The sequence below is a fragment of the Chryseobacterium rhizoplanae genome (assembly GCF_900182655.1).
Lineage (GTDB): Bacteria > Bacteroidota > Bacteroidia > Flavobacteriales > Weeksellaceae > Chryseobacterium > Chryseobacterium rhizoplanae.
In genome coordinates, this window is record NZ_FXTC01000015.1 from 1 (window position 1) to 18,614 (window position 18,614).

An 18,614-nucleotide genomic window follows, 5' to 3' on the forward strand; every position below is an offset into this window, starting at 1 on the left:
TTTTTAGGTGTTTCCATAATTAAATGTAATTCTTTTTTGAAAACACTCCTTAACTTTTATACTATATACTGTCTACTTTTTGCTGACGATTTACAATTAAGTTCTTTTGTTTCTATAATTGTTTTATCAGGATATGGTAGATGATGATTTTTAATTTTATTATATCCACTGTTTAACAAAATATTTACAATTTTAAATAGCTCCTCAAAAATTGCAATGTCACCACCGAAACAAAGTTTAGGTATCTCCTCGTTTGTTTTAAAAGCTTCTTCAACTTTTTTGTCAAGTAGAAGTGAAGGCGTACCTTTTCTATGCTTATAATGATAGTTTGCTCTGATTTTATATAGTCTATCTCTTAATTCTTTTAAGTTGATTGGGTATATTATATCAGGTCTTGGTAAATAATAATCAATTGGTTCTAGCTCGTAACCTAATTTTTTGTGGTAATAATAAAGTATTAAGTATGTCTTTTCTAAAAGTAAGATGTCAGAATTGTAGGTAATTAGTTTATTATTATTAATTATTTCTTTTAATTGTTTAAATAGGTTTTCTTTTATGATTCTCTTTTGGTTTGAAATTAAAAAAGAGGTGTTACTTCCATGTACAGAGTTTATTCCCATTCTTAAAAAATCATCTCTATTTAAATCTGAAAAAGGATCTGTTAAATTTTCAAATCGAATTTTTTTTGATGAATTAGGTTGTAAGTGGAATAGAGCATACCCGTCACCATTTAAAAGGTCCCGCGGAAGTATAATACCAATTTCTCCTTCTGTTTTTGGATCAAATAGTTTTTTTAATTTTTTGAAATTCTTTTCTAAGTAAGAATTATATTTATTTACATATTGAATAGCTTTATCCTCTTTAAATTTAGATAATATATATCTATGAGAGACACTTGCATTTTCCATATAAAAATCAATGGCACTTTGGCCGATATAATTCTCATAAAATTCTTTAATAGTATTGTAAAATTGTGAATCATTCAATTGATCAAGTTTGTAAGTATGAAAGCAAATAATATAATCTCGAACTTTAGAATAATAAAAATTTACATTATAAGACTCCTCTTTATTAGATCTAATAAGTATGTTTCTTGAAAATAATTCTTCTGGCAAGTTGTCATCAATTGCGAAATTTAATTTTTCTAAGAGATTATTGACATCCAATCCGGCATCTTTATACTTTTCTAATGAAGTATAATTATGGCCCATTAGTATTTTTCCAACTTTTGCAAGAATTCTTATACCAGATTGAAAACGTAATTCTGTTTTTTCAAGAGACTCCTTGATATAGTTTTTTATTAATTCTTTATCATCTATTTTATCAGGTATTTGTTTATTATTATAAACCTCACTGAATATTCTTAAGAAGAATCCATTTCTTAATTCATTTGATAAGAGTTTAGAAATATCTCCTTTTAAATTAAAGTTATTTTTATATAGTAGAGCGATATCTTTAATTTCATCATCATTAAATTCTTTCAATAAGAATCCAGGATTATTATTGGAATCACTTATTCTCTTATGGAATTTACAAAGTTCTTCAAAAAGATGTGTATTTGTCCCTTTTATCTTTAAAATACCATCCCAAATGTTTAATTTACAACTTATACAAATCTTGACCTGACTTAAGTTTCTACAGATAAGAGCTATTTCACTTAATTCTAATGAAATATTTGGGTTAGTACTTTCATCTATTGCATCAATGAATATTAAAATTTTTTTATTTAAAGATCTTCCTAATTCATTAAGTTTTTTTAAAATTAGGCTACTTTCACTTTTACTCGAAAAAACTCCATTTAAATCTTGAGCAATATGTTCAAGAGGTGATTTATTAATTATAGCAGCATTGTAAAAGAATACAAATTTATCTTCTAAATTTTGGATAGCTAATGAACACATTACATTTGTTTTGCCAACACCTGCATGCCCTACTATTCCAAAAAAAATTGCATCCGAGCTAATAAATTTATTAAAGACTGTTAATAATTCCTGTCTTTGATGGTAAAGTTCTTTCACAAATTTAGAAGACGGAGTATTAATATCTCCAACAATCGGTCCCATTCTATCTTGAATTTGATTCTTACAAAAGAATTTCAGATTTTCAGAAGAGAATGAAACAAACTTTTTAAGTGCCTCATATCTTATTCTTAGCTCCTCATCACTTGAAAGTGTATAATCATTTTTCCAAAAAGCTGATTCTTCTGAAATTTTTTTACCGGTTAATTCAGATCTGGATACAGAATCGAAAATTTTTGTTAGTTTTCCATTAGTAATTATAGTGAAAGGTGCTATATCGTCCAAAAGAGATCTTGCATATGAGATACCTTGATCTATATCATTTTGAGTTATAGAAATAGAGTCATTTTTTAATTCAATGATAAATAGATTTCTACCATTTCTTTTACATAAAATATCTGATCTTCCTTTAATAGTTTGTTGAGTTTTGCCAAGTCTTATGGTAAATGATTTTTCCAACGAAATCTCAGACTGGTCAAAACCCAAGTCATTCAAAAATGGTAAAAGTAATTTTCCTCTAATCTCTTCTTCGTTCATTAGTCTATTTTTAAATCATCTTAATAACTATGGGAATTAAGATAATATTCAAATATACAAATACATAAATGTTGTTGCAATAAATATTTATTTGATCATTGGATGTATAATTAGAAGATTCTCTAAGAAAAAAATCCCAACTTTCGTCAGGATTATTCATTTATAAGTTTAAAGAAATCAGATAAACTAATTTTTCTTGCTTCACATATTTTAAAAAGTGTTTCGACCGGTATTCTGTAATTTTCTTCACTTTTAATTTTTCTAATAGTGCTTTCTTCTACGCCATGATTTTTGGCAAAAGAATTTTGTGACTTGCCTTCTTGAAGCCAAGGTATTAACCATTTCTTTGTAATGTATAAACAAATTTTTTCGTTTATATCTGTCATAGAACAAATGAAATAATTAAATAATAAAAAATTACGGTCGATCGACCGTAATTAAATTTCTTTTCTTACATTTATAAAAAAAAATAAGTCATTAAGGAAATTGAAGAAAGATAAAGCACCTCGCTTAAAAAATTAGCTTCAGCTATGATCTTAATGTGTCTTAATTACTTAAAAAAATCTTAATGGTTAAGAAAATTTCAACAATAAAAAATACAACACATGAAAAAAAGCAGAACAAACTTTGATCCCCGATTTCGGGCACACAAGAAGAACTCCGGGTTACAGCTGATGGAAACTTTCTTTCAGTTCAATGAACTGGATGTTTCCAAAGAAAGGCTCAGCAACATTATGAATTATGCGGTAAAGAGGAATAGCTGGATCAATGAAGATCCGGCGATGATCTTTGAGTTTTACCAGTCGATGAGGTCATTGATCCGGGCAGGCTATCTCATGATGCTGAAGGAAAGAAAATGGACGGTTAATACCCAACCGGAGAAGATTTCTCCATTGGTTCTTGGCTTGCTTTCGGAGAAGGAATACCGGAATCCATTGCTGGTTTTCAAAACAGCATTCAGGGAATACACCATCAAAGAGTTTGATTATTTTATGTCCGGAATTGTCTATTTTTCAATGGGTGTCTATGAAAATCTACCGGAAAGAAATATCGTGATGCCCTACATCCACACGGTTAAAATGCTGGATGCTGCACACCTCATTCTTCAAAGAAAGAGAGTAAAAAATACTGCTGATAGTAACTCAGAATAGTAGGTAAGTACAAACAGAGGAAATAACATATTACTGTAGCATTTAAACCATTAAGAGAAATGAAGAGGATAAGATAAGTTAAGATTCATCTTTGATGAATGAAGAAGACAGCTTTATCAATAGCTTTAGCTATATTCTTAACTTTTCTTAACAGCTTAAAAAATCTTAATGGTTCAAATATATTCAATCATTTTTAAAGCTGTTGATTTTTAAGAGAACAAAGAATAGCATAACAATGACCATTGCGTCGTAGCATTCAGCCAACAAATATTTTGTTTTCAAAGTATTTAAACTTAAAAATAAGCGTTTAAAAATCTTTTGCTTCTTTTGTGGTTTAATGAAAAATTTAAACAGTTTTTTGTGAAATTCACACTCTGATTCTTTAATTTTGAAAGAAAGATGATTTACTTATATTTGCTCTGCAAAGTAAAATTAAATGTTTAAAAAAGTAAGTACTGTATTTATCCTTGGATTTTATACGGTTTTTTGTTCGGCCCAACAGGTCCGACCTTCAAAATCATCTGAAATTTACCGCGAACTCAAAACCCTTAAACATCTGCCTAAAGTTTTATACCTTGCGGCTCATCCCGATGATGAAAATACGGGATTACTCTCCTGGTTAATCAACGATCAAAATGTAGAAACGAGTTACCTGTCTTTAACCAGAGGTGATGGTGGTCAGAATTTATTGGGTACAGAGCAAGGTGCTGCATTGGGTTTAATCAGAACGCATGAGCTTTTAGAGGCAAGAAAGTTAGACGGTGCCCAGCAGTTTTTTACCCGTGCAATTGATTTCGGATTCTCTAAAAATACGACCGATACCTTTAAACAATGGGATGCGGACAGCATTACAGCGGATGTGGTTTGGGTAATCCGTCAATTCCGTCCCGATATTATCATTTGCCGTTTTCCACCTACTGCTGCGGCAGGGCACGGACAACATGCAGCTTCGGCGGTGGTTGCGGAAAAAGCTTTTAAGCTGGCAGGTGATAAAAATGCTTTCCCGGATCAACTAAAATATGTTAATGTATGGCAGCCAAAACGCGTATTGTGGAATACTTTCCGCTTTGGCGCAGTCAATACCACAGCTGAAAATCAACTGAAAGTTACCGTTGGGCAATATGATGCGCAACTGGGAATGGGCTATGGTGAACTGGCTGGATTAAGCAGAAGCTTACATAAAAGCCAGGGTGCAGGAACGCAATCTGTAGCCGGCATCAGAACTGAATATTTTTCACACGTTATGGGCGATCCTGCAAAAACAACACTTTTTGACGGAGTCATTAAAACCTGGACTTCACAGGGAAATGCTGATATTGACCAATCATTAGATAAAATTATTTCCGCTTTCAATTTCAATAATCCGGATCAGAGCTTGTCTGCGTTGCTTGCTTTGCGAAAAAAGGTTATGGCACTCAATGATTCAGACCTGAAAAAGGATAAAATTAAATCCCTTGACAATATCATTTTAAGCTGTGCAGGATTTATGGGCGAGGTAGTCACCAATCAGGCTGAAGCTGTTGCTGGGGATAAACACAATTTTAGGCTGAATTTGATTTCAAGAGCTGAAAATCCTGTCGTTTTAGAAAATGTAGAATGGTTAAATCAATCAGAAAGTTTCAACAGAAAATTATCAAAAGATTCTTTAATCACCATTCAGCATGACATTCAGATTCCTGCAGATGCAGCGCTCACAGAACCTTACTGGTTGGCAAAACCAGCCAAAGACGCAGCCACTTTCTCTGTTCCGAATGATACTTTAATCGGTTTGCCTGAAGCAGAATCACCACTCAATGTTTTGCTTGGTTTAAAAATCGGTTCAGAAAAGTTTCAGGTTAAACTTCCATTATCTTTCAAGAAATTAGATCCGGTGCGTGGTGATGTGGTTGAAGCTTTGCGTATTGTTCCTGCTTTGGAACTGAAATTTACACAACCACTTTATCTGGTCAAAGAAAATGAAGATTTGCATTTGAGTTTAAATATTAAGGTTAATTCTAACAAACAGTTCAGTAAAGGTAATTTAAGCCTTACGTATAACGGAGAACGGTTAGGTGGCGCTGATGTAAACTCTTTCAATGGAAAAGATTTTACCGTTGATTACGTTATTCCAAAAGCTAAGTTTGCTTCAATAAACTCCTCCCGTTTGCAATTGGATGCCAATTTTCTTGCAGATGGAGTCACTTATAATAAAAAACAGGTATTAATCCAGTATCCGCATTTACCATCCTTACAATATTTTGCGCCTGCAACGGTAACCGTAATGAAAGGGGACATCCAGGCAAAGGTTAAAAAAGTGGGGTACATAGAAGGTGCGGGCGATTTCATTCCTGAGTTCCTACGCATTGCAGGCGTTCAGGTAGATGTGTTGAAAGACGGAGATTTTTATGGCAACACGGATGAATCTAGCGGAAACGGTAATCAAAACAAGTTATCGCAATATGATGCCATCATACTTGGTGTTCGTGCCAATAATACGGAGAAAAAGCTGGGCCGCTGGATGCCTTTTTTATGGTCTTATGCAAAAGCTGGAGGTAATCTGGTGATGCAGTATAACACCAACCAGGATACAACCGTTGACCAATTGGGAATGTATAATTTCTCTATTGCCAATAAGCGTGTTACCGAAGAAAATGCTGAGGTTAAGTTGTTAAATCCAAATCATAAATTACTGAACTTCCCGAATAAAATTACTGCGGATGATTTTAAAGGCTGGGTACAGGAACGTGGAGCCTATTTCCCTGCTCAATGGGATGCAGCATATGAGCCGCTTTTTGAAATGCACGATACAGATGAGGAGCCGCTGAAGGGATCTACTTTATATGCAAAATACGGAAAAGGAAATTTTATTTATACACCGCTGGCATTTTTCAGACAGCTGCCTGCAGGAAATGCTGGTGCGGCACGTTTATTTTTTAACTTTTTATCTGCACAGAAAAACTGATGAACAAGCCACTTAAAAATTGGAATATCTGGTACCTGCTATTAGCGGTTGCATTAGTATTGCAGATCGCATTTTATTATTGGTTTACTAAATTTTGGGCATGAGTACTATAGATTGGACAGTTCTTATTTTTACACTTGTTGTAGTGGTGGTTTACGGCGTATTCATCGGTCGTGGCCAGAAAAGCAACGCATCTTATCTGAAAGCAGATAATAAAATGCCCTGGTACATTGTGCTTATCGGTATTATGGCGACGCAGGCAAGTGCCATTACATTTCTTTCAGCACCGGGCCAGGCTTATACGGACGGGATGCGTTTCGTGCAGTATTACTTTGGTCTGCCTTTGGCGATGATTGTGATCTGCATTACTTTCATCCCGATTTTTCAGCGTTTAAATGTCTACACCGCCTACGAATATTTAGAAAACCGTTTTGATAAAAAAACAAGAGTGCTTACTTCACTGCTTTTTCTTTTTTCCAGAGGCTTATCAACGGGAATCAGTATTTACGCTCCAAGTATCATCTTATCAAGTGTTTTAAACTGGAATATTTATTTAACCAATGTTTTGACAGGAGGCATTCTGTTGATTTATACCTATGTTGGCGGTGCAAAAGCGATTGCTCACACCCAGAAATTACAGTTTCTCATTATTTTGGGAACAATGGCTTTTGCAGGTTTTCTGCTTATTCAGAATATGCCAAATGGAATTGGGTTTAAGGATGCACTTTATCTGGCGGGGAAATCCGGAAAGCTCAATGTAATTACTACAGAATTTGACTGGAAAGACAAGTACAACATTTGGAGCGGACTCATTGGCGGTTTTTTTCTGGCACTTTCTTACTTCGGGACAGACCAGAGCCAGGTCGGGAGGTATATTACGGCGAAAGACAATACCAATGCTAAAATGGGCTTGCTGCTGAACGGATTGGTTAAAATCCCGATGCAGTTTGCTATTCTCCTGATCGGTGCTTTACTTTTCGCATTCTTTTCTCTGAAACCGGCTCCCATTTATTTTAATGAACGTTCTTATCAGTATTTAAAGGATACACAACCTGAACAGGCTGCGGTTTTTGAAAAAGAACATCAGGATTTACAACTAAAATTTAACGCAGAATCAAAAGAAATTCTGAAGCTGAAAGAAACTCATTCTCCCGAACTCAACAAAACAATTCAGGATTTTAAAGATACACAAACGCAGGTAAAAGCACTGCACGGCAGAGTAGAGGAAGCAATCAATAATTCAAACTATAATGCGGAGAAAACGGATACCAATTATATTTTCCTGTATTTCGTAAAAAATACATTGCCTGTAGGGATGATCGGTTTACTCTTTGCTGTCATTTTTCTGGCCAGCTGGGGCTCCATTTCTGCAGCCCTGAATTCCCTTGCCGCCTGCTCATTAAAAGATGTTCATTTAATATTCAGTAAAGAAATTCCTGATGAAAAAACAGAGTTGAAGTATAGCCGTCTACATACGTTAGGCTGGGGGATTTTCTCAATTGGTGTAGCCATGTTTGCCACGCAAATGGGTTCCCTTATTGAAGCGGTTAACGTATTGGGTTCTCTTTTCTACGGTCCGATATTGGGGATTTTTCTGGTCGCATTCTACTACAAAAAGATTAACGGCGCGAATGTATTTATTGCTGCAATTTTATCAGAAATTGCGGTGATTGCCGTGTATCAGTTCGATATCGTTTCTTTCCTTTGGCTTAATGTAATTGGTGCAGCGGCGGTTATTATATTTTCAGCAATCGGATTGCTGTTTTATAAGCAGAAAATAGTAAATTCGTAAACGTACAATAACAAAAACAAACAAATAAAAATATTATGAAAACGATTCTTAAATCTGCGACTGTACTTGTTGCTACCATGACGATTTCAATGAATGCCTTTGCGCAGGACACTAAAAAACCTGCCAGCCCACCGGCTACGGCTACGGGAAAAATTAAAGATGCAAACATTACCATCGCTTACAGCAGTCCTTCTGTTAAAGGACGTACAATCTGGGGTGGTTTAGAAGCTTATAATAAAGTTTGGCGTGCGGGTGCCAATGAAGCCACTACTTTTGAAACGGATAAAGACATTACCGTTCAGGGTAAAAAACTGGCTGCAGGTAAATACAGCTTTTTCTTAATCCCTAAAGAAAGCGGAACATGGACTGCCATTTTTAATAAAGAGCCAAAGCAATGGGGTGCTTATAAATACGAAGAATCAAAAGATGCTTTGCGTGTTGATGTAAAAACCAAAGCTTTACCAGCAACACAGGAGACTTTAGTGTATAAAATAAACAATAATGGATTCACAATGGATTGGGACAAAATCTCAGTTCCTGTAGAGATAAAGTAAATTTGAATATAAGAAATTAAAATCCCGTTAATACGGGATTTTTTTGTTTAAAACAGATTAAGAATTTCATGATTAAAATGTCGAATACTGAAAAATCAGATTATTATCACCTTATAAAAAATCAGAAATGTAATAGTTCTGAAATGATAATTGTCTTAAATATGGTAAAACACTATAATTGATCTTATGTTGGCCGGAAAGTATTGAATTAATGGAATGGTTAATAGAAAATTAATAGGAAGCCATTAACCAGTATCTTACTCATAAGTTCCTGATTTTTACGAAAAGCATTATTAAGTTTTTAAAAATAACCTTATGAAAGTAGTCTATACATTGATTCTGATTCTATTGAATTTTCTGCCGATATCAACAGTGCAGGCTCAACAAACATTGTGGGGTAGCCAGCAGGAAAAGGAAAGTTTATACAGTATTCAGGATAGTGTGATGATCCGTACAAGAGATGGAGGGGAGATTTCTGCAATGGTGGTGCGCAAAAAAAATGACAATATTCCAAGACCTGTCGTATTGCAATTTACAATCTATGTGCGGGATCAGGGACGGGATATACAGTCGCTTAAAGAAGCTGCAGATAGAGGATATGTAGGTGTTATGGCGTATACAAGAGGGAAGCGCTTCAGCAAATCTGAGATTTATCCGTATGAAACTGATGGAAAAGATGCCTATGATGTGATTGACTGGATCAGCAGGCAGCCATGGTGTAACCGTAAAATAGGAATGTTTGGCGGAAGCTACAATGGCTTCACACAATGGGCAGCAGCTAAAAATCTTCATCCTGCGCTGAAAACGATTGTCCCTTATGTTGCCAACCGCCCCGGAATGGGACTTCCCATGGAAAATAATATTTTTATCAATCCCAATTACGAATGGTCTTTTTATGTAAGCAACAATAAATATCTGGATAATAAAACGGGTGATGACAGAAAGAGATTCCGTGATATGATGTTCAGATGGTGGGAAACCGGAGCAGCCTATAATAAAATGGATAGTATTGATGGTACACCGAACCGCCTTTTCCAGCGTTGGATAAGTCATCCTGCCTTTGATTCTTATTGGCAGAATATGGCTCCGTATAAAGAAGATTTTACCCGGATTACTATTCCCGTACTGGCATTTGACGGGTATTATAATGATTCTCAAAATTCAGGAATTTACTATCTGCGTGAACTTAACAAGTACAGCCCTGAGACGCCGGCTTATCTGGTAATTGGTCCGTATGGTCATTTCGGGACACAAATGGGAGGACAGAAGGTCATCAACGGATATACAGTGAGTAAAAATGCTTTATTTCCAATCAAGGAATACACTTATCAATGGCTGGATTATATTCTGAAAGGTGTAGAAAAACCTGCTTTTCTAAAAGATAAAATAAACTATCAGGTCATGGGGACAGATGAATGGCGAAGTGCTGCTTCACTGGAGGCTATGCATAACAGTTATTTGAAATTCTATCTAAGTCCTGCTAAAATCAGCGATAAGGAGTATTTGCTGAGGCAAAATAAACCTGAGCCCAATACCTATTTGGTTCAAAAAGTAGATTTTGCGGACCGTACAATAAGCAATAATGATTATTATCCGGATCCTATTGTCCGGGAAAGTGTATCCGGTAACGGCTACGTTTTCATAAGCGAGCCTCTGGATGCTATGCTCGTAAACGGATCATTTCTTGGAAATATAAAACTGAGCATCAATAAAAAAGACGTGGATCTGGGAGTAACCCTTTACGAACTCACACCCGAAGGCAAATATTTTCATCTTTCCTATTATATTGGTCGTGCAAGCTATGCTAAAGACAATACTAAAAGACAATTACTGACCCCTGGTAAAAAAGAAACCATCACATTTGAAAATACACATCTGATCAGCAAACAACTGCAGAAAGGAAGCCGGCTGGTAGTTGTGCTGAATGTCAACAAAAATTCTTTCTCAGAACTGAATTACGGAAGTGGCAAACCAGTAACTGCCGAAACCATTGCCGATGCAAAAGAACCCTTGATTATCCATTGGTTTAATGATAGTTTTGTTGAGGTCCCAGTTTTGAAATAACCAATACTTCCGATTCATGGATTTTAAGTACATTCTCTGTTGGAAATAGAGCGGAAAACTTATTACCGCTCTATAATGTATGATTGGGTTCTTTTGAGTCAATTTAATTATTCCTATAAATATCTTGTTCTCAGAAAAAATATTAACCCGTTATTTTCAGGGATTGAATAAGCCCATCAGAGAATTGAAAATGATATTTCAAAACAATAGGACTGCCCGGAAATGTTCCCGAAGCTTCAGCCGATAAGATGTTTTCATTTTCGTTATAATCTAATGGCTGCATGCTGGCTTTGTATTCTTTGTTGGCTTTGTCAATCCAGCTTTCAATTTCTGCTTTTCCGTTGTGGGTTTTGCCTTCATCAAATACTTCTGCATTTTCGGTAAAACAATTTGCATAGGCTGCACTGTTAAATTCATTTTGAGCTTTCACTAGTTCTGTGACAATGTTTGGTAAATTCATTGTATTGTATTTTAAAATATTAAATTGTTGGTACTGTACCGCCATCGATTATAAATTCAGTTCCTGTTAAATAATTGGCTCTCGGTGAAACAAGAAAACCAACTAATTCAGCTACTTCTTCCGGCTCGGCAGGTCTTCCATAAGGGATTCCGCCCAATGCATCCATAACGCTGTTTTGCGCTTCTTCTACAGTACTATTAGCGTTTCTCGCAATTTCACCCAGCCAGGCTTCCGAAGCTGCTGTATTGATCCACCCTGGCGAAACAGTCAGTACCCGAATACCTTTGGGGGTAACTTCGTTCGATAAACTTTTACTATAGTTTCTAAGTCCTGCTTTTGCAGCGGCATATGGCAAAGTAGAATCGTATAAAGGCAGTTTTCCCTGAATTGAAGCGATGTGAATAATTACACCACTTTTTCGCTCAATCATTTGTGGTAAAAATCCTCTGTCCAGCCGAACCGGAGCAAGCAGATTAGCCTGTAGGGTTGATTCCCAATCTTCATCAGTTAATGCCGTAAATCCACCAGCGGGCGTTGATGAAGAACCCAGGTTGTTCACAAGAATATCCAGCCTTCCATACGTTGACAGCACTTCTCTGATTACTTTTTGGGTTCCTTCTGCTTTGCTCAGATCGGAAGGTATAAAATGCAGATTGCTGTTTTCTTCTTCAGGTGCGTTTCTTGCGGTAATAATAACTGTTGCACCAGCTTGTAACAGTCTTTCTGCTATTGCTTTGCCGGTTCCTTTTGTTCCGCCTGTTACTAAGACAATTTTACCTTGAATTTCGTTGTTGTCATTAAATAGATTTTCCATTGTTCAATTCTTTGATACAAATTTCCGAAGTATCACTTTTTCAGGCAATAACGGAAAATCGAATTGCATAGGGATAATTTATTCCCCTATTGTGCAATTTGGTACATTGGATTAAATTTGTGTATGCACGAAAGAAAAATACCTTTGAATTTAAACTGCGGTCTTGACCTTATTGGTGAAGTCCTTTACGGCAAATGGAAAATCCGTCTGCTGTGGTTTATCAATCAAGGTCATCTGCGCCCAAGTGAATTGCAGCGTAAAATTCCGGATGCTTCAAGACGGGTTTTAAATATCCAGCTGAAAGAACTTGAAGAGCACGAACTTGTTACAAAGAAAATCTATGCCCAGGTTCCGCCAAAAGTTGAATATTACCTCACAGATTTTGGTAAGACCTTAATTCCTGTAATTTCTACATTGGGATATTGGGCTGATGAAAATGAAGACAGACTTAGAAAAGTAATTTTAAGAAGAATATCAGGGAATGATCAATAGTTCATTAGATTTAAAAATCAATTACCAAAACTTTTATACTTCAGCATAAACAGATAGAATTAAAAAATATTTTTTAATTGATTTCAGCCAGTTACCAGCTGTTTACTCCATTTTGAAGTGCCTTTTCATAATTTTCTTTATTAAAGGAATAGAGATCTTGTGCCTTATGAGCACCACCTGTTCGCAGTTCATCCAATTTAGTTAGAATTCCTAAATTTTTTATTTTTCTATAGAAATTACCCCTGTTCAGAGTCCTGCCTAATATTGTTTCATATAACCGCTGCAATTCTGTCATCGTAAATTTTTCAGGCAGCAGGTTGTAGCCGATAGGCTTGTAAGTTATTCTTTCCCTGAGTGTTAATAACGCTTTTAAGATGATTTGCTTATGATCCATTGTGATAGAATACTCATCCAGGTTATTCACGTCCAGCCATTCAAATTCGTTGCTTAATTCATCAGCTTTTGGAGAAACGTCATGATAATTCACAAGCGCATAATAGCCGATAGAAATAAACCTTTGCTTATGCCACAAAGTATCATCATAATCACTAAAAACTTCCTCACTTCGGCCATTCTTCCCAAAAACGGAAAATTCTTCCAGGAAAAGATCTGTTACACCAGCGCGCTCACTTAAAATTCTTACTGCTGCGTCATCAATATGCTCTTCTTTCTTAAGGTAGCCACCCGGCAGAAACCATTGATTGTTGAACTTCATCTTAATAGCAAGGACTTTGAGCTCATTTTCGCTGAATCCAAAGATAACAGTGTCAATAGAAATATGGGGAAGATATAACTGATAGGCTTCTGCTGATTTTTCTAAAATCTGTTGATGAGGGTTCATATTTATTTTAATTGTTCGTGCTCAACAAAGTTAAGGGGATATTAAGGAAAGAACAAACATTCAGGCTTTTTAGCATTACTTTTTGGTAACATAGAATTTACATTTCCGGGTAAATAAATGCTTTTTTCATCATTTTATTTTGTTTTTTTAAGTGTAATTTATTGTTATTCAGTGATTTGTTATTGTGTTAATGTTTTTTTAACATTCATTTGGTTGTATGGAAAAAAGAATGTAATATTGAGTCGCTTCATAATGAAGCAACTAAAAAATATTAGGGAATATAAAAAATTACATGGATAAAATCCTGTTAGCTATTTGTTTAATTTAAAATTAGTTACCTATCTGAAATTCAACATTTCATTACACAATCCAAACAAAAAACAGATTAATTGATAATTATGAAAAACTCAAGACTCCGAATTTCCACTTTGTTGCTCATGTTTTGTTGCGGAGCATCATTTGGCCAGCAAACCGACAGCTTAGCTTTGAAGAAAAAAGTAATAACTTCTTCCAAAGAGGACAACAACAGGAATGTGATGCTCAATGCAGCCAATAATACCAGTCCCCGCGATGTCAATATCGGACTTCCTTCTACTGTTGGAGGAATCACGATTCTCGAAAATGATCTTCCGGTTGTTTATTTTTTCTGGCCCGAGCTCCCCAATAAAACATGGAGACAAAGTGTTGGGTTGGAAAGGACCGGGCTTTTAAAAATGGATCAGTTGGCCAATACAATGGGAGATCTTGGTTTTGCAGTCAATTCATATGCGCAGACAGGAACTAAAGACCTTAAGATCAAAGGCAAATTTACCACCAGTAATTTTGGCTGGCTACAGGCCGATGCCAATGTCTCGGGGCCTATTTCCAAAAATGGCTGGACCTATACCGCAGGAGCATTTTTGAATTATGATCCCAGTACCTTTAAGTTAGGCTTTGCAAGAAATGTTGATGAAACAAAAATTTTCAGAGCAGGGGTAACCAAGTATTTTAACGACAATAAAGGACAAATTACCGCGCTTTACAAATATGCAGACTCCTATAATGTCGGCAATTATGCCGTATTCCAATACGGGGAAAACGGTAAAGTGACAGAGCTGGACGATTTCAGGATAGGCAGAGACTCTTACGTGGTTAATGACGGGAAGATAAAGATGAAAGATATCCTGTCCGGTAGAGAGTATTGGGCTTCCATGAGCGGAAATGACAACAGGTCAAAATCTCATAATATCGATATCTTTGGTAACTATCTTCTTGATAATGGCTGGAATTTTAAATTTTCAACCCGGGCACATTTTTCCAAAGTAAAAATTTCAACAATTATTCCTTTGAGTATTTTCCAGGCAAATGCATCAAATGGTTATACACTGGCATCCAATGGGCAGCCTTACTCCGGAGCAGTCGGTACCCAGTTGGCGATGCACACCCCTGAAACACCGGTAACGAGTCTTTCGGGACGTTTTTCATTAAACAAACAGCTGGGAGCCCATAATCTGACGATAGGGCTTTTGGAACAGTATTATAAAGTTGACGATTTCACATCCAACCGTTCGTTCTTCTTTCAAACGGTGGGTGCACAGCCTCAAAGGCTGATTGGTCCCAATACAGATGCTGACGGATTCTACAATTACAATGTGGGCGGAGAATTCCACAGCGGTACAGAAAATAAGATATCACTATATGCAACTGATGAATGGAAAGTGTCCGATAACTTTAACCTTAGTTATGGCCTGCATTTAAGACATCATGCGGTTAACGGTACATTCTCCATGACCCCAAGAGCACCGGGATTTACTTTTGGGCCTGATGATTTTAAAAATATCAATGAAAATTGGTTCCATGTGGCCGGAAGCCTTAATGCGACCTATAATATTACCAAAAACTTCGGAGTTTTAGCCAACTTCTTATACACAGAAGAAAACAGAAGATTGGAAAGTTATTCCCAGGCTTTTGAACCCAATACCAATAAAATTAAAAGCCCATTGGGAGCATTCGGAGTTTTCTGGAATACCAACTGGATTCAGTTGATTTCTCAGGCTACCTATCTGAAGAAGAATAACAACCTTAACAGATATAATCTGGTAAATCCTGCAAATAGCTCCCAAGCACAAACCACAACCGTTTATTACGATATTCAGACGCTGGGCTGGACCACGGATTTTGTTTTAAAACCATTCAAAGGATTTAATTTACATTATCTGGTTACTTTCCAGAATCCTGTGTATAAGAAATTTAATTTCAATGCTTTCGGGAAGGATTATGATTATAACGACAACAATGTATTAGGGGTTGCTAAAGTTTTAATGGAAATCGACCCAAGCTATTCTATTGACAAATGGAGGTTCTGGGCGAGTTTCAGGTATTTCTCCAAACAATATGCGAATCTTACCAATGCATTATACTTTGCGCCAAGATGGGAAACTTTCGGCGGAGTAAGCTATACTGTTAACAAAAACATCAACGTAGGTGCAACAGTGATTAACTTCCTGAACCAGAGAGGAGCCAGTGGAACCATCAATGGTGCCGAATTGATTACAGATGCAAGCCCATATTACGGAAAACTGTTGACAGGAACGTACATTATGCCATTGACAGGTCAATTATCGGTAAACTTTAATTTCTAAAATATAAACAATGAAAAGAACGGTTTTAAATATTGCAGCATTATTTTTAGGAGTAACAGTATTTTCGCAGAATATTCAGATGGTCACGAATTCCAAAGGTCCTGTTTTAGGGTATTCCGAAAACTCAGGGGTTAAAATTCTGACAGTTGGTGGAAATAAATTCAAAGATTTAAACAGAAACGGAAAGCTTGATCATTACGAAGACTGGAGACTTCCTGTTGACGAAAGAGCGAAAGATTTAGCTTCAAAAATGACTATCGAACAGATTGCAGGGTTAATGCTGTACAGTGGCCATCAATCTGTTCCTGCACCTGCAGACGGTTTCCGGGCAGGTAAATACAATGGAATGCTGTATAAAGAAAGCGGGGCAAAAGCCTCGGATTTAACAGATCAGCAAAAGAAATTCTTAAAAGAGGATAACCTTCGTCATGTTTTGGTAACAACTGTTGAGTCTCCCGAAATTGCAGCACAATGGAGCAACAACATCCAGGCTTATATTGAAGGCTTGGGCTTGGGAATTCCAGCCAATAACAGTACAGACCCGAGACATTCTGCAACTGTAACGGCTGAGTTTAATGAAGGAGCAGGCGGGCAGATCTCACTTTGGCCGGATGGTTTGGCAATGGGCGCAACTTTCGATCCTGAATTGGTCAGGAAATTCGGGAACATCGCAGCTCAGGAATACAGAGCATTGGGAATTTCAACTGCTTTATCGCCTCAAATCGATCTGGGAACAGAGCCTCGTTGGTATAGAATCGCTTACGTTTTTTCTGAAAGTCCGGAACTGACAGCAGATTTAGGAAGAGGTTATATTGACGGTTTCCAGACAACCATCGGAAGCAAAAACGGCTGGGGTAACAAAAGTGTAAATGCTATGGTAAAACACTGGCCGGGAGGCGGCCCTGAAGAAGGTGGCCGTGATGGACACTGGGCAATGGGGAAATTCGCGGTTTATCCGGGGAATAATTTCCAGAACCACGTAAAACCCTTTACCGAAGGTGCTTTCAAATTAAATGGAGGAACAAAAGAAGCTTCTGCAGTAATGCCTTATTATACGATCAGCTTTAATCAGGATACAAAAAACGGAGAAAATGTCGGGAATGGTTACAGCAAATATCTGATCACAGACTTACTTCGTGGAAAATACAAATACGATGGTGTGGTGTGTACCGACTGGCTGATTACCGCTGATGAACCCAAAACTCCGGGAGGATTTGCAGGAAAACCCTGGGGTGCTGAGAAATTATCTATTGCCGAACGTCACTACAAAGTGCTGGAAGCCGGCGTTGACCAGTTCGGAGGAAATAATGATAAGGGACCTGTTTTGGAAGCATACCAGATGGGAGTGAAAGAACACGGTGAAAAAGCATATCGTGCAAAATTTGAGCAGTCTGCAGTTCGTTTGTTAAGAAATTTCTTCAGAACAGGATTGTTTGAAAATCCTTACGTTAACATTGAAGAGACCAAAAAAATAGTGGGTAATCCTGAATTTATGAAAGCAGGGTACGAGGCTCAGGTAAAATCCATCGTAATGTTAAAAAATAAATCCAATATTCTTCCCATCAAAGAAAGGAAAACGGTTTACATCCCGAAGAGATATTCTCCGGCAACATTTAACTGGTGGGGAATTTACACGGCTCCTTCTCTGGATTATCCTGTTGACATCGAAAAAATCAAAAAGCATTATAACGTAACCGAAGATCCTGCTAAAGCTGATTTTGCATTGGTTTTTGTGAAAAGTCCGCACAGTGAAGAAGGTGGTTACAGCGATATTGATGCTGCAGAAGGCGGAAACGGCTATCTTCCGATTTCTCTTCAATACAAAACCTATACAGCAACTGAAGCCCGTGAGAAAAGTATTGCAGCAGGTGATCCGGTTGTAGCCCCGAATGTACACGACAGGACATTCAGAAATAAAACTTCAACCGCTACCAACTTTACAGATCTGTTGACCATTGAAAATACCTATAAGGCCATGAACGGAAAACCTGTCATTGTTTCGGTAACAGCTTCAAAACCGATGGTTTTCAACGAATTTGAAAAGCATGCTGATGCCATTCTGATGAACTTTAATGTTTCCAATCAGGCGGTTGTGGATATCGTAACCGGAAAATACGAGCCATCAGGATTACTTCCGCTTCAGATGCCTGCGAATATGGCAACTGTTGAAAAACAAAAAGAAGATGTTCCTTACGATATGGAAACCCATAAAGATTCCGAAGGTCACAACTATGATTTCGGATACGGAATGAACTGGTCCGGTGTGATTAAAGATGCAAGAACAGAGAAATATAAAAAGTAATTGATAATTCCGGGTCTGTATTTTACA

13 protein-coding genes are annotated in these 18,614 nt (G+C 36.7%); 8 read left to right on the top strand and 5 right to left on the bottom strand.

Features of this window, described 5'->3' with window-relative positions; translation table 11 throughout:
* Positions 1 to 56 precede the first annotated feature (56 nt).
* Positions 57 to 2,555, bottom strand: a complete 2,499-nt coding sequence (locus FN817_RS21775) for a type I restriction enzyme HsdR N-terminal domain-containing protein (RefSeq protein ID WP_142719753.1) — start codon at positions 2,553 to 2,555, stop codon at positions 57 to 59.
* A gap of 152 nt (positions 2,556 to 2,707) precedes the next feature.
* Positions 2,708 to 2,941 carry a helix-turn-helix domain-containing protein gene (locus FN817_RS21780; RefSeq protein WP_142719754.1) on the bottom strand — a complete coding sequence of 78 codons (234 nt, stop codon included), beginning with the start codon at positions 2,939 to 2,941 and terminating at the stop codon, positions 2,708 to 2,710.
* A 219-nt stretch (positions 2,942 to 3,160) separates the two neighbouring features.
* Between FN817_RS21780 and FN817_RS21785 the strand changes: the two genes are divergently transcribed.
* From FN817_RS21785 to FN817_RS21805, 5 genes are all read left to right on the top strand, one after another.
* Positions 3,161 to 3,706 carry a hypothetical protein gene (locus FN817_RS21785; protein WP_142719755.1) on the top strand — a complete coding sequence of 182 codons (546 nt, stop codon included), beginning with the start codon at positions 3,161 to 3,163 and terminating at the stop codon, positions 3,704 to 3,706.
* Positions 3,707 to 4,142: 436 nt separating this feature from the next.
* A complete protein-coding gene (locus tag FN817_RS21790; RefSeq protein WP_142719756.1) occupies positions 4,143 to 6,647 on the top strand; it encodes a PIG-L family deacetylase in 2,505 nt (834 codons plus the stop codon).
* A 100-nt stretch (positions 6,648 to 6,747) separates the two neighbouring features.
* Positions 6,748 to 8,439 carry a sodium:solute symporter gene (locus FN817_RS21795; RefSeq protein WP_142719757.1) on the top strand — a complete coding sequence of 564 codons (1,692 nt, stop codon included), beginning with the start codon at positions 6,748 to 6,750 and terminating at the stop codon, positions 8,437 to 8,439.
* Positions 8,440 to 8,474: 35 nt separating this feature from the next.
* Positions 8,475 to 8,993 carry a DUF2911 domain-containing protein gene (locus FN817_RS21800; protein ID WP_142719758.1) on the top strand — a complete coding sequence of 173 codons (519 nt, stop codon included), beginning with the start codon at positions 8,475 to 8,477 and terminating at the stop codon, positions 8,991 to 8,993.
* A 315-nt stretch (positions 8,994 to 9,308) separates the two neighbouring features.
* A complete protein-coding gene (locus FN817_RS21805) occupies positions 9,309 to 11,057 on the top strand; it encodes a CocE/NonD family hydrolase (RefSeq protein WP_142719759.1) in 1,749 nt (582 codons plus the stop codon).
* A 142-nt stretch (positions 11,058 to 11,199) separates the two neighbouring features.
* Here the strand turns inward: FN817_RS21805 and FN817_RS21810 are convergent, their stop codons facing one another.
* Positions 11,200 to 11,517, bottom strand: a complete 318-nt coding sequence (locus FN817_RS21810) for a nuclear transport factor 2 family protein (protein ID WP_142719760.1) — start codon at positions 11,515 to 11,517, stop codon at positions 11,200 to 11,202.
* A gap of 19 nt (positions 11,518 to 11,536) precedes the next feature.
* A complete protein-coding gene (locus tag FN817_RS21815; RefSeq protein WP_142719761.1) occupies positions 11,537 to 12,331 on the bottom strand; it encodes an SDR family oxidoreductase in 795 nt (264 codons plus the stop codon).
* Between the two features lie 123 nt (positions 12,332 to 12,454).
* Here FN817_RS21815 and FN817_RS21820 point away from each other — a divergent pair, with 123 nt between their 5' ends.
* Positions 12,455 to 12,823, top strand: coding sequence for a winged helix-turn-helix transcriptional regulator (locus FN817_RS21820; protein WP_142719762.1), 369 nt, complete (start codon positions 12,455 to 12,457; stop codon positions 12,821 to 12,823).
* A gap of 91 nt (positions 12,824 to 12,914) precedes the next feature.
* Here FN817_RS21820 and FN817_RS21825 read toward each other — a convergent pair whose 3' ends face one another.
* Positions 12,915 to 13,664, bottom strand: a complete 750-nt coding sequence (locus tag FN817_RS21825) for an NUDIX hydrolase (RefSeq protein ID WP_142719763.1) — start codon at positions 13,662 to 13,664, stop codon at positions 12,915 to 12,917.
* A gap of 398 nt (positions 13,665 to 14,062) precedes the next feature.
* On the opposite strand from FN817_RS21825, the gene FN817_RS21830 reads away from it, so the two are divergent.
* Both FN817_RS21830 and FN817_RS21835 read left to right on the top strand, forming a co-directional pair.
* Positions 14,063 to 16,285 carry a TonB-dependent receptor gene (locus tag FN817_RS21830; RefSeq protein ID WP_228451631.1) on the top strand — a complete coding sequence of 741 codons (2,223 nt, stop codon included), beginning with the start codon at positions 14,063 to 14,065 and terminating at the stop codon, positions 16,283 to 16,285.
* Positions 16,286 to 16,295: 10 nt separating this feature from the next.
* A complete protein-coding gene (locus FN817_RS21835) occupies positions 16,296 to 18,587 on the top strand; it encodes a glycoside hydrolase family 3 protein (protein ID WP_142719765.1) in 2,292 nt (763 codons plus the stop codon).
* Positions 18,588 to 18,614 lie beyond the last annotated feature (27 nt).